The organism is Rhizobium album (assembly GCF_003122325.1).
Classification (GTDB): domain Bacteria; phylum Pseudomonadota; class Alphaproteobacteria; order Rhizobiales; family Rhizobiaceae; genus Metarhizobium; species Metarhizobium album.
In genome coordinates this window covers 34,879-47,902 of sequence record NZ_QFBC01000014.1, presented here as the reverse complement: position 1 = coordinate 47,902, position 13,024 = coordinate 34,879, and the positions used below count along the sequence as shown (strand labels likewise).

The following is a 13,024-nucleotide window of genomic DNA, read 5'->3' as shown; positions in this document are numbered from 1 at the left end:
GGGATGAACATGCGAAATCGGCAATGGATCGAAGGCGGGATCTTTCTGGCTGGCTTTGCCGCCTGCATCCCGCTTGCCAACTATATGATTGGCCATGTGGGTACGGTCTGCGTACCGAATGGCCCCTGCCTCATTCCGGTCGGTCCTGGCCTGACCGCACCAAGCGGGGTATTGCTCGTTGGTTTGGCGCTTGTCTTGCGCGATCTGGTTCAGCGACGCCTCGGGCTGTGGTGGGCGGTCGGGGCGATCCTCGTGGGTGCCTTTCTGTCGACCACATTCACGGCACCCGCTCTCGCGCTCGCCTCGGCCACCGCATTTCTGACCTCCGAACTCGCCGATCTTCTTGTCTTCACGCCTCTGCAGCGAAAGGGCCTGGTCAAGGCTGCTTTTGCCAGCAGCGTTGCAGGCCTACTCGTCGACAGCGTGATGTTTCTCTGGCTCGCTTTTGGCTCTCTCGATTTTCTGGCTGGACAGGTTGTGGGCAAATTGATCATGGTTGTGGCCGCGCTGCCGGTTCTCTTCTGGATCCGTAACCGCGACCGACGATTGGGGTTGATGCCGGCATGAGCGAAACGGGCAAAGAATCGCTGGGCTGCTTTCAGGCGATCTGTGAGGCCGCCTTCGGTCGCCCGATAACCTATTTTCCGCGCAGTTTAGCGGCAGCTAACACCCAAGCGACGATCAATGACGGGGCGGTCATTGCCACGATCGAAAAAGAGATCGAGAGAATTGCGGCCGACGATTCCAAGCTGGATGATGCACTGAAACTCGCCCGCGACTCCCTCACCGAGGTCACCAAGCACACGGATTATCAGGATGGCAAGGCGACCCGATTGCTGACCATCGTGACCTTCATGTCAGCCTTCGCAAGCCTTCTGTTCAATCGTTTTGCGGATGGCTATCCGTTTTCTGTGTTGAGTTGGTCCGGCGCGCAGCAGGTCATCACAAGCGGTTTGATCCTTGCAAGCTACGGCCTGTTTGCAGCCTTTGCACTGCTTGCGGCATTCGGCGCCCTGGTTACGTTTCATGCGATCCGGTCACGCTTTCGATATCCGACGAAGACGAGCGCCGAACATCCGGGATCGCTGGTATTTTGGATGCCGATCTCCTGGACCGAGCCTAAGAACTGGGCGCGTGCGTTCATCGACCTCAATGACAGCTCGAAAATAACGCCCGACATCAAGGTCAAGTATCTCAAGAATTATATCGTCGAGACTTACCTTGTCGGCGTAAAAGTGGCCGACAAGGTGAGGGTCTTGGAACCGGCTCAGCGTTTGCAGTCCTGGGCTGTCAAGGCATTGATCCTTTGGATTGCTGTGACCGCATTGGTATTTGCCTTTGTGCCGCCGGCAAAAAAGGAGTCTAATTCGGTGATTCGCATAGAAACACCGATCTCTTCGGTGTGCGTCACAGGTGGAAACAATGTCTCCACGGCAGCAAACGGTCAGCCCTGCGCCACCGCGCCTTGACATCAGTCTCGCGGGACCTCTTGTGCTGGTCGATGCGGACAACACGCTTTGGGATACAGACGGGGTCTTTGCGCGCGCGCAGCTTTCGCTCCTGCTTGCTGTCGAGAACGCCGTCGGACGGCACAGCCAGGCAGAATCGCGGCTCGACTATGTCAGAAGTTTCGATCAGGCTCTCGCGGAGCAGCATCATCTCGGTCTTCGCTACCCTCCGCGGCTTTTGATCCAGGCGCTCGCCTTTGCTTTGCAGGATGTACCGCAGCAGGAGGCTGTCCGCCGCGCCTGGAGCGACGGGACGCAATCTGGTGTCGCCTCTGAAACCGTGTCGCAGATCGAGCGGGCCTTCTTCGACATGATTGCAGCACATCCAAGTCTCTTACCTGGTGTCGTCACCGGTCTTCGTGACTTAAGCGTGGCCGGAGCAACGACGGTCGTTTTGACTGAAGGCAGTCGCAAGCGCGTCATGCGCACCATCGACCATCATGGCCTAGGCGGATTTATCGACAGGATTTTCGAGGCTCCGAAAACACTGCGGATGTTTGAGCGTGTAAAAAGCCTGGCGGGAAGCGGCCAGACGATTTACATGATCGGTGATCAATTGACCCGTGATATCCGGCCGGCCAGCGAAGCCGGTTTGAAGACGATTTACATCCCCGGCGCGTTCCAGCCAAAATGGGAACAGCAGGCCGGGAATGTTGCTACGTTTCAGGCCGAGACATTCGACGCTGCCTCTTCGTTCCTGCTTCGAGCCGAAGAAGAGACCCGCCCATCACAGCAAGAAGGCGGAAAACCGACCTATTTACGGGTCCAGAACAGGACATAGTCCTCTTCAACACGCGTCAATCTGCATTGAATCGGATGTGCGAAGGCTGGATCGTCGAGAGTGACAAGCAGGTATCTATCGCCAGACCGGGTTTTCTTGCGCCACGCGGCGCCAACCTCCGATTTGCCACGGTAGACTCGATAATCTGGCGCCTCGGCGTTCGGTTTCGATTGCACTGGCACAATCCGCGCCGGTAGGGCGGCGCTGGTGATGCTCTCGATCACCCCTTCATATGTCCCACCGTCCTTCTTGAATGTCCCTATCGTTCCCATATTCCGTCTCCTTCTCCCCCGCACCATGCGGGGCGACAGGTTCCGGTGAGGAGTGGGCGGGGGCAGATGTCACCGCGCAGCGGGAAACGGCGATTTTGATGGCGGGAGCGAAGCGGGAAAATCGCCGTTGACCTCGGCTCACGACCCGCTCCAGTCACGAAAAGGGGCGGTCAAGCCGCCCCTCTCCTTAGTCATTAGGCTACGATCTTATTTGGCGTCGTCGGGCGCGGCGCTGACCAGGGCACCGACCTCGCCGCCTTCGGAGCCAAGGCCACCTGTTCGAAGGATGTAACCGGCCGTGGCTTTGATGCCCGGTCCGGTATTGTTGACGCGCTCACCGACCATCGCGATGCCGTGCCAGTGCCCGCCCTTGCTCCAATCGACTGCTCGCAGGCAATGGGCAAGGTCCTCAGACCAATCGTCCCGTTCGTCCTTGATGAGAGCCGCCGCGGCTGTGGCAATCGCTTGCCACCCCAGACCGAAAGCGAAGACAAAACCCGTCGTTCCTTTTGCCTCGTCGCCCTCGCGCAATTCGCGAGCCGAAACCTTGCCGTTCATCAGCAGATCCCATTCCGGGATGTTGTCGATGACGACTTCCCAGACGTCGCGCAGTTTCTCGGCCACGGCACCGACGCGCTCGTCTGCGGGGTCGATCTGGCGGAGATCGGTGATCTCAGCTTCATCCTTGTATTTCGAACCATAGAGCGCTTCGAGGAGGATGTGGTGCGCCTGAACCAAGGTCCCCATCGTGATGACGTCAGGAGATTTCTTGGCCAGGGAGTTGGAGAGTTCGTTTACGCGCTTTTCGAAAAGCGGCACATCTTTCATGATCCGCTTCGTGACGATGACAATCGGATCACGACTTTCAAAAGCATAGCCGATCGACTGGGAAACCGGCTTGGCATTCAGATTGAGATCGCTGAAATGCTGGCGAAGCTTGTCCTTGTCGACATATGGCAAGAGGACAACAGGGACCTCTTGAGGTGTCATTCTGCCGCGATCCTGTCGGAGAGCGTCGATGATGGCAGCGGCCCGGTGCTGGCCGTCTGCCGGAAACATATCGACACTTTCGTCAATGAAGAGTTCGCCAATCTTGCCGTCGGCGGAAATCGGCTTGAACTCGTAGTCCGACCCTTCCTTGAGCGGATCGCCGGTCGATGGGACGAGGATCAGCGCCAGCGACGAGAAAAAGGCATCGTCGCTGTTCAGGAGGTAGGGGACGATTTCGTTTGTGACGCGGGTTTTCGCGAGTTTGCGCTGGGCTTCCTGGCCGCCTTTGCCACCGAAGACATCATCCCAGTCGGTGTTTTCCGGCAGTTTCACATATTTCGAGATTGCGGAAAACGACAGGCTCCCCAGCCAGTATTCAGTAGAGAGTGTCCTTCCCTTGACGACGGGTATCTTAATCGCCATGATGTAGAGGTTCCTTTCATGAAGGTGCATTTTTGCGGGCCGAGAACAGTGTGGAGCTGTCCTCGGCCTCTCTCGTTGCGCGACATCCTCCGGCCACCGCTGCGCGTTCTTAGGCGACCGGCTTAGCTAATAATTTCATGACGACCTCCTTACTCGCCGCACAACAGGTCTATCCCATATGTCGACGTGGTCGATTTGTAATGGCCGTCGGTATATCTGTCAATTCGCTTCATACGAATATACCTTTTGAATTTTTGGACATACTTGATGTGAAGTGAGATATACCATTCTTAGTTGATCGCCGGTTCATCACAGTGAACAGATCCGGTAATGAAACCAAGAGCTTGCGATATGGCGTCAAGCCCGCCATCGTTCGATAACTGGTTCGAATCGCAAGCACGGGTTGAGCATGGCGAAAGGTTTTAGCGCCTCGACGATCAAGTCATGGTTTCAATATCGGTGTGAGCGCAAGGTCAGATACGAGCTCTCGTCCGATATTGAGTTGGCCGCGATCCCGATCGTCCGTGATGTCCGGGAGCAACGTTGGGCGATCCTGGGGAATCAGTTTGAAGACCGCGTTGTAAAACGACTTGCGCGCGACACGAAGGTCTTGCGGCCCGCGGCAGGAGACAATGCCCTCAGTGAAGCGCTCACCGGCGCATTTCTAAAAGGGAAGCGTCCAGAAACCTATGCTGCTCAAATCAACCTGAGACCAAACGCACCAGTTCACTTTCTGGACGGCACGGGGCTTTTTCTCAATAGGAATCTCGCAGATCTGATACGACGTTCGCCTTCCAAGGAAAAACCAGGTCAATTTGAACTGACAATCATTGACGTCAAGGCGACGCGTCGCGCAACGGCCTTTCACAAGACCCAAGTCGCTTTCTATGCAAGAGTTTTAAAATCTCTCCTCGACGAGATGAAGATTTCAGACACCTCAGTCGGCATGACTGGAGAGATCTGGCGCATCAAGGACGAAGGCTCCGCGAATTCGGATCAATGGGACGTAGAAGAGTTTGCGCTCGATCCCTACGTCCGACTGGTCGATGAGTTCTGTGCGAAACACTTGCCTGAGATCGCATCGAAACAGGTCGGATCGGGCGTCGACCAGACACAGTTTCACGTCTACTTCAAATGCGAACAGTGCAACTTTCTCGAACACTGTCGTTCAGCGATCGATGAGAAGAACCCTGCCTATTCTCGGGACGTATCGGCGGTCGCGGGTCTGACACATGAGGCTAAGCGGTCCCTGCAGCGCCTTGGGGTGACGTCGGTAGGACAACTCGCGACGGCAAAAGGACTGGCCCAAGCTCCTGGCATCAGTTGGTCTCTTTCGAGACGAGCAGGATTGCTCGTCGACCGAGCAGCATCTCTGTCGCAAGGGGCAATCCTTCGGACTGAGGAACAAAACACCTACCTCATGCCACCCCGGATAAACGCCGCCTTGATCGTTTCCGTTGATCATGATCCGGTCGATGACCGAATTGCGTCTCTCGGTTACCGCCGCGTCGACAATGGCATCATAAAATCCGACCTCGTCAAGGTTGTCCGATCGGGAGAGTCGCGTGATGAAATCACGGCGATCGTCGACGTGCTGACCGCGCTGATCAGCGATCTCACAGCAATCGACGCACACAACGCATCCATAGATGGGGACGACGGACAGGCGGTCTACGCGCATATATTGTTTTATGAGCCCTCTGAAGTCATCAATTTGCAAGCGGCGATCGGTCGCCATCTAGACGACGATCGGATCAGAACCGGCCTTCTTCACCTCGTGCGACTTTTTCCACCGGACGACCTCGTCCCGGAACCAGAGTTTCGAGGCGTACATCATCTGCCGGCGACAGCGCTACGGACCGTTCTGGAGCAACTCTGGGCCCTCCCGGTCAGCGTTGCTTATGACCTTCGGCAGGTCTCACAAGCTGTCTTTGGCAACGAAGATCCGCGCGCTTATCGTCCTTTAAAGGCGTTCGAACGGCCTTTCTCATCGCTTTTATCAATCGACGTCATCCGCGATCTGCGGGAAAACGGTGAGATAAGGACCTCGTTTGAAGATGTGCGCAGAGACGTCGCTGACCGGTTGTCTGCGGTGCAGGCATTGACTGAATGGATTTTGCTGCAAAACCGCGAGGCAGCAACCAATGGAAAAGCGCTCTTGCGCCTATCGAAAAGACCTTTCCGGTTTCAGGCGACCTTCGATCCATTAAATGCCGTCGACCTGGACGTACTTCTCGCCTGCGAATTGCTTGAAAATCGCGCCGGCATGCTGGACGCCCTGATCAACTTGGCAAAGCCGGCCGAGCGGCGCCGGGATTCCGGAAAATGCTTTGCGAACCTGTTTTTCCGGGATTCTCAAAAACGCGGCGGCAGGGTGTTTATGCAGTTTGACGTGCCGGTCGAAAGCCAAAACGCCGAACTCCACGCCGGTGAATTTGGCCTGATCCTTACCGACGACGATCCTGACAACCGGCTGAACCCCCAGTTATGGCCGGCTTTTTCCTGTCGCATCAGGCCACCGGCAAATGGAGTGGCGCCACAGCCTGGCATTCTGCATTTGGATATGGATCGCACGGTCTTCGACGGCCCGCTTTTTCAAGGCCTTATCCAGAAAAACGGCCGCAGCAATTGGTTCGTCGATAAGGCGTTTTTCGACGTCAACACCGATAAGGCCGCTCGCTTTCTCAGCTATCTCGCTGCAGGAGATTCAGTGTGAACATTCGGAGCCAAACGCTTTCATTCCTGCGCGACCCGGCAGCGTTCGCGCAAGATGCCGATGATGCCGACGTCTGGCTTGCCGGCCTGAGGGACTTCACCATACCAAATCTGTCCAAGGATGGTCATTACCCGTTACGGCCAGCTCAAATTGCAGCGTGGGAGGGACTTGCTTCGATCAGGACAGGCCTCATTCTAGGTCCGCCGGGAACGGGAAAAACTCACCTCCTGAACTGGCTGATCCTGGGCTATATCCATGCAAGAAGGGCGGCCGGACTTCGGGCCAGGGTCCTGGTAACCGCCTTCACGCGAAACGCCATCGGCAACGTCGTCGATGCCGTTGCCAAAAGTACTGCCGAGCATTGCCCTGGAGGCGTTGACGTTCGCTTCTTTGGCAACGGACCCGCCGCCGGACTTCGAAATGATGTCCAACACCGGAAAGTCATCAGCAACGATACCGTCGGCGCAGCCCTTGGCGATCTCGGCGACGATGCCTTTGTGCTTGGCGCCTCGGTTTGGACAGTTAACCGGCTGCTCGCTGCCTCAAGAGGCGGAGATGGCTTCACCTCCGATCTGTTCGATCTCGTCTGCATCGACGAAGCTTCGCAGATGGTGTTGTCTCACGGTCTTATGGCAACGGCAGGGCTTCGTGTCGGTGGCCGCCTCATCGTGGCTGGGGACGACCGGCAGCTACCCCCCATCCGATCTGGAAGGGAAATCACGATGGGGAAACGCGAGCTCGGCGGCTCGCTCTACGGCTTCTTGAAATCCGCTGCGGTGCCCGAGTTCGCGCTCGACGAGACGTTCCGTCTCAATAAACCGCTTGCCTCTTTTCCGGAAAACAAGTTCTACCCTGGCTCTTATCGGTCAGCGGTCCCGGATGCCCGCCTTGAATACCGGTCGAATTGGCGTGAGGGTTTGGAGGACTGGGAAGTCGCCGCTCTCGACCCCGACCACCCGGTGGTCGTCCTCTTGCACGAAGGTCCGACGGCTGCGACCAGCAACCCATTCGAAGTTAGCGTGATCTCACGACTAACGGAGAAATTCGCCGAGCGCGTTGTACCGGAAAGCCAAAATGGTCGCTTAGCCGCGGACTTCTGGTCGGATCGATTGGCGATTGTCAGTCCGCATCGCGCGCAAAACAATGCACTTCGCAATGGATTGCCTCTAGCATTGCGCGCTGACGCCTTCGTCGAGACCGTAGACCGGATCCAGGGAAAAGAGCGGGACGCGATCTTCTTGTCCTATTGCGTCTCCGACCCAGAGTTTGCGGTCACCGAAGCTGATTTCATATTTGCTCCGGAGCGCCTCAACGTCGCGATTACCCGAGCCCGCAAGAAGCTCGTTGTCCTCATCGGTCGACGCCTGCTCGACTCCGTTCCTACAGATCAGGAACAGATGGATAAGGCGGAGCTGCTTCGAGAATTCGCCATGACCGCTCCGATCCGCGGGACCGCGTTGATCGCCGACGGCGTCGGCGCCAGGGTCCCGATTGAGATCCGATCTTTCGGTTTCGAAGATAGTCCCGCGATCGAACCGTTTGAGCCGACCGAAGACGATCAGGCTTCGCAGGAAGACAATCTTCCGCGCGACCTCGACCTTCTGTTTCAGGCAGTTCAACAAGTTTCGCTCGTGGATCCGCACGGTAGTGCGACGATTGGGAAGATACAGCGCGCTCTTGCCAGAAAAGACAATGTCCTTCCGGGACTCGCAAAACTTCATGCGCTCGGATATCTCGGCCTCGAGCATCGACCTGGATCCTATGGTCACTTTTGGCGTGCCAAACCATTCGAGAAGCGCCGAAGAGTGTTTGATATCGACGTCGATACAGTCCGTCGAACGCTGAGGGACGTTATCGCCCGCAATACGGCCGGGCGCTCGCTGGCATTCTATGACAATGTCCGAAAGCCTTACGCCTGGATGGACGATGAGGGAACTGACCGCCTGCGGCCTCAGATCGACAAACTCCAAGAGGAGGGACTTGTTGCCTGGCGCGTCACCGGCACAACGCGTCTGCTTGAATGGATCGACAAAACGTCAGATTATAATTCGACGCCATTGGAAGCCCCCCCAGAGTTGGACGACAGCGACTTCGAGCTGCTCAACGCACTGGAAGATATCGAAGCCAAGCGGATTAACTTCGGCGTGTTCGAAGGATGGACCTCTGTAGTCGGACTTGCAGACAGCCTTGGACGTCCACGATTGGATGTTGCGGCTGCCTTGCCCAGATTGTCGGCCAATGGCTGGCTGATGATGGCCGGTGAAGGCAGGATCCGATCTCGTATGGCCGAACTCGCCCGTGAAATCCGTTATGTCAAGCAGCGTTTTGAAAACGATGATGCCGATGAGCGGCCTTTCCTCGTCCGCAGCCTCAAAGTCGAACTGCGTGATCGCGATAAGCCCGATCGCAACGTCTCGCTCAGAAAAACGATCGACGCATTCAAGAGCGAACTCGCTGCGCCCCACGCGGACTGTCTTGAAGCGCTGTTCTCCATGCTGGAAGATCTGTGGGGTCGCGATCCGCAAATTGCGGGTTTCCAGGCTCGAAGCCTCGAAGAGATCTCGCGGCTGTGGGGCAAAGGCCAAAGAGCCGCCCTGACGATCGCGGCAGACACCGGTTCGGGAAAGACCGAGGCTGCGATTTTACCGCTCATCGCCGGCGCCGCCGCCGATTACCTGTCGGGAAAGCGTGGTGTCCGTGCGATCCTCGCCTATCCGCGGGTCCGTCTGGCGACCAATCAAGCACAGCGCATCGCGAGCTATCTCTCCAAGTTCAACGACCAAGACCAGATGCCGTTGCTGACGCTTGGAGTTCAGATCGCGCAGGTTCCCCGCTCATTCACAAGCCTTCGCGACTATGACGTCACTGCTGGATGGAATGATCTCGGTGGCCAAGAATTCAGCTTTCCTCTCTTCAATTGCCCCCAGTGCTCTTCGGATTTGACGCTCAAGGCAGACGGAGGCAAGTCGAATTCAGATCGGATTTCTTGCACATCCTGCACCTGGTCTTTCGACGGATGGATTGGTTCTAAGGAAAAGCTGCAGCGCACACCTCCCGCATTCTTCCTGCCAACGACGGATTCGCTCCATCAGTGGATGCACGATCCGGGCTATGGCCGCATCTTTGGCGACGACCCGGATTGGCTGCCTCCCAAGGTTCTCATCGCTGACGAAATTCACCTCTATTCGCATATCCACGGCGCCCAAGTCGGATACACATTTCAACGGCTTGCCGCTCGGATCAGTCTGAACCGACCTTCCGATCCCATGTTGATGATCGGCATGAGCGCTACGCTTGGTGATCCGGGTGCGGCTTGGGCGAAGTTGATCGGTTCCGCTCAAAAGGCTGATTTGCTTACACCACTGGCGAACGAAAAGGCGCGCAACCCCAAAGGGCGGGAGTACTTCTATTTCGTCCAGCCAGAGGTGGAATCTCGAGGCAAGGACATCGCCGGAGCGTCCACGTCGATCCAATCGATCATGTGCCTCTCGCATGGGATGCGCCGCAGGACTGGCAAAGCCGGAGGGTTTCGGAGCCTCGTTTTCCTCGATTCCATCGATAAGGTTCGAAGATTGCATGCCGCCTATCAAGATGCGGAAAACCAAGCGCTGGCAAAGCTGCGGATTGCGGAATTTCCAGACGATTCAGTGACAGGGAACGAACGGACCGCGTGCTGTGGCGAACCCGATGGCTGTGATGCATTCCGCAATGGCGAGTGTTGGTATTTTGCGGCGAATGATCAAGCCCAGACTTCGGCCGGTGGCAGAAAGGTACCCGGTAGTCCGCTATCGGTCGCCAATCAACCCGTATTCTCCGGCTCGACCGGTCGGATTGAGACGCTCATCCGTTCCTCTGACATCGTATTTACGACATCGTCCTTGGAAGTCGGATATGACGATCCCGATATAACGATGGTCTACCAGCATTACTCTCCCGCAAATCTCGCGAGCTTTGTGCAGCGCAAGGGGCGCGGTGGGCGCGGCGCCGACGATCGTCCGACCACGGCCGTGACGTTGTCGATCTACTCCAATCGGGACACTTGGTGGTTTCGAAAACCGCGAGAAATGATTGAGCCCACCGGCTTTGAAACGCCGATGAACCCCGGCAACTTCTTCGTTCGCAGGGGCCATGTATTGGCGGCAACGCTGGACGCCTTGTCCAGGTATCAGCGTCAGCAAGGCATCCCGATCAACTATTGGAACCCACCGCCCGAGGCCATGGAAACCGCAAGCCAGTTTGTCGAAGCAATCTTCGGCGAACACGCCTGGCGCCAGTTCGAACAGGGATCCCTATCGACGCTATGGGATGCGGCCATCGCAAAGATCAAGGATCGTCACCGCAATGACGAGGCAAGGGATCTACGGGCACGTTGCGAATGGATCCCGGATCTATTGTTCGATACGATCAATCTGCCTCGCATCGTGGTCAATGTTGCCGGGAAGGAGGAGCGGCCTGAAGATGTCACGATCGGCCTAACGACATTGGCGCCCGGCAATGCGTCAAGACGTTATGATGGCACAGACGTGGTTTGGATCCCTCCCGTCAATGGCAACGAACCCTGGTTCTCACCGGCCGACTATGACGCTGGCTATCGCTCCAAACCTTTTGGCGAGGATGCCAAAGAGTGGCTGGACCGGCTTCCTGACGATGCGAACGGCCTGCTTAAGGATTTGGCTCCCGACTATTTCCGGCCTGGACGCGTCACGGCCGCCCGCCTCGGGCAAATGTTCGGGGCGACCTGGCAATCTGACTGGAGCATAGACGGCGCTATCGCCAGGATCTCGCCGGCAGGAACCGATAAGGCAAAGCGCGTCAGGCACGACTCGCGCAGCAGTTTGCGGGGTTTCCCGATCATCAAGAAACAGGACTCTTCCGCAAGATCGCTCGACGCTGGTCCCCTCACCCCCTGGATTGACCAGGTCCAGTTTTTCCAGGGTGACGGCATGGGCGGTCAGCGAACCGGCCTTGCACTTGCGAAGGTCTATTGGGGTGCCGATGCCGAGACCAAGCTTGAGGATCTGCGGCTTGATCCTGTAGCGTTCACGCAGACCTTTACGGCACCTGACGACCAGCGACCGATGCTGCATGGCTATCATGTTCAAACCGAGGGCGTGAGCTTGCGATTGAACGCAGCCGCCGTTGATAGAGCCGTTGATGCCGAACTAACCGCGCTCGACCACGATGAAAAGCTGAAGCGCTGGCGCTCGGGGCAGATGCTGCGCTTCTTGATTGAGAGCAAAGCGACCTTCGCCGGCGTGAATAGTTATGAGGCAATGCGCGGAGCGGAAATAATGGTCAGCGCCGCCGCCGATCCAGATCTGCGCCGCAAGGTCGCGCGATTGCGAACATTTTGGGGGGACAAAGCGCTCCGTGAACTCTTTGAAGAGACACGCACAACTCTGCTTTCTCAGCATCCTTTGCTTTCAGTGCAACGGGTCAATGCGGTCGCGACATCGCTTTCTGATCAGCGGTTTCAGAAGATTTTTCAGGAAGCGTTATCGGCCGTCTCCGACCCCGCCGTGTTCCGCCGTTATCTCAAAAGCCTGCTGATCCACAGTTTAACTAATCGCATCAAAGCTGCTTTTTCTCAGTTCGGCGGTGGCGACGAGCGCCGTGTTATCGCACACGCACGCTTGCCCATCCAGTTCAAGGAAGCACAAGACCTGGAAATTACCATCTGCGAGGCAGGTGCTTTCGGTGACGGGACAGCGCGGAGCTTTGTCGCGAACTTCCCAGAATTTCAGCGAGAGTGGGTCAACGGTTTTGGCCGATGCCCAAACGCCGAAGAAGACGCCGCCTTTCAACGCTTTCTCGACAATCGTAGGCACCATCTGGCGTGGCGAGAACTCGATCCGAACGACCCGACTTCGCTGGCGGCAATTTCGACAGCCTTAGAACTCGGCGACACGCCTGTTCCAAGTTCAATTCTCAGGGTGCTGTTCGGGACGGAAACCATCGGATCCGAGCGTTTCTCGCTCTACGATCTCTCCGACGCGGTTCAGCAGATCGAAGCCGGATTCATCGCGCAATCGCAAAGGCGCCCAACGGTATGGGAACTGGCCAGCGCCGCTGTCAGACAAGCTAGGCAGGAACCGGAAGGAGATTTGGGACGGCTCTTGGTTTGCTATGAAGGTCTTGAAGACGCGGTATTAGAGGAGGCGCTTAGTCCGGAGGGACGATTGACGGACCAAGTCGCCAGGTTGAACGGGACGTTGTGCTTCGATGGCTGCCGTGCCTGCGTTCATCAGCCAAGCGATATGATGGGCGACAACATGGTCGAGTCCTCGACAAGCAGAACGATGTTACAGCGTTTCCTTTGTACAGAAGCCTAAGA

Annotated in this window: 7 protein-coding genes; 5 read left to right on the top strand and 2 right to left on the bottom strand. The window is 56.9% G+C overall.

The features are described 5' to 3' along the window. Positions 1–3 precede the first annotated feature (3 nt). The 3 genes from DEM27_RS24165 to DEM27_RS24155 are packed head-to-tail and all read left to right on the top strand — an operon-like array spanning position 4 to position 2,289. Complete coding sequence (locus DEM27_RS24165; protein ID WP_109460816.1) at positions 4–567, top strand: VUT family protein; 564 nt, start codon at positions 4–6, stop codon at positions 565–567. Continuing rightward, on the top strand, positions 564–1,469 hold the full coding sequence (locus tag DEM27_RS24160; protein WP_109460815.1) for a hypothetical protein: 906 nt from the start codon (positions 564–566) through the stop codon (positions 1,467–1,469). The genes DEM27_RS24165 and DEM27_RS24160 overlap by 4 nt, the downstream gene beginning before the upstream one ends. A 22-nt stretch (positions 1,470–1,491) precedes the next feature. After that, positions 1,492–2,289 (top strand): HAD family hydrolase, encoded by a 798-nt coding sequence (locus DEM27_RS24155; protein WP_165823565.1) that lies wholly within the window; start codon positions 1,492–1,494, stop codon positions 2,287–2,289. On the opposite strand, the gene DEM27_RS35260 is transcribed toward DEM27_RS24155, so the two are convergent. Together DEM27_RS35260 and DEM27_RS24145 are read right to left on the bottom strand one after the other, a co-directional pair. Further along, on the bottom strand, positions 2,262–2,561 hold the full coding sequence (locus DEM27_RS35260) for a DUF736 domain-containing protein (RefSeq protein WP_165823564.1): 300 nt from the start codon (positions 2,559–2,561) through the stop codon (positions 2,262–2,264). The genes DEM27_RS24155 and DEM27_RS35260 overlap by 28 nt on opposite strands. A gap of 207 nt (positions 2,562–2,768) precedes the next feature. Beyond that, entirely contained in the window at positions 2,769–3,974 is a 1,206-nt protein-coding gene (locus DEM27_RS24145) for a DNA sulfur modification protein DndB (RefSeq protein ID WP_165823563.1), read from the bottom strand. A gap of 409 nt (positions 3,975–4,383) precedes the next feature. On the opposite strand from DEM27_RS24145, the gene DEM27_RS24140 reads away from it, so the two are divergent. Further along, positions 4,384–6,690, top strand: a complete 2,307-nt coding sequence (locus DEM27_RS24140) for a hypothetical protein (RefSeq protein WP_109460811.1) — start codon at positions 4,384–4,386, stop codon at positions 6,688–6,690. Beyond that, the gene (locus DEM27_RS24135) at positions 6,687–13,022 is read left to right on the top strand and encodes an AAA domain-containing protein (protein ID WP_109460810.1); all 6,336 of its coding nucleotides are present in this window, start codon (positions 6,687–6,689) and stop codon (positions 13,020–13,022) included. The genes DEM27_RS24140 and DEM27_RS24135 overlap by 4 nt, the downstream gene beginning before the upstream one ends. The last annotated feature ends 2 nt before the right edge of the window (positions 13,023–13,024 follow it).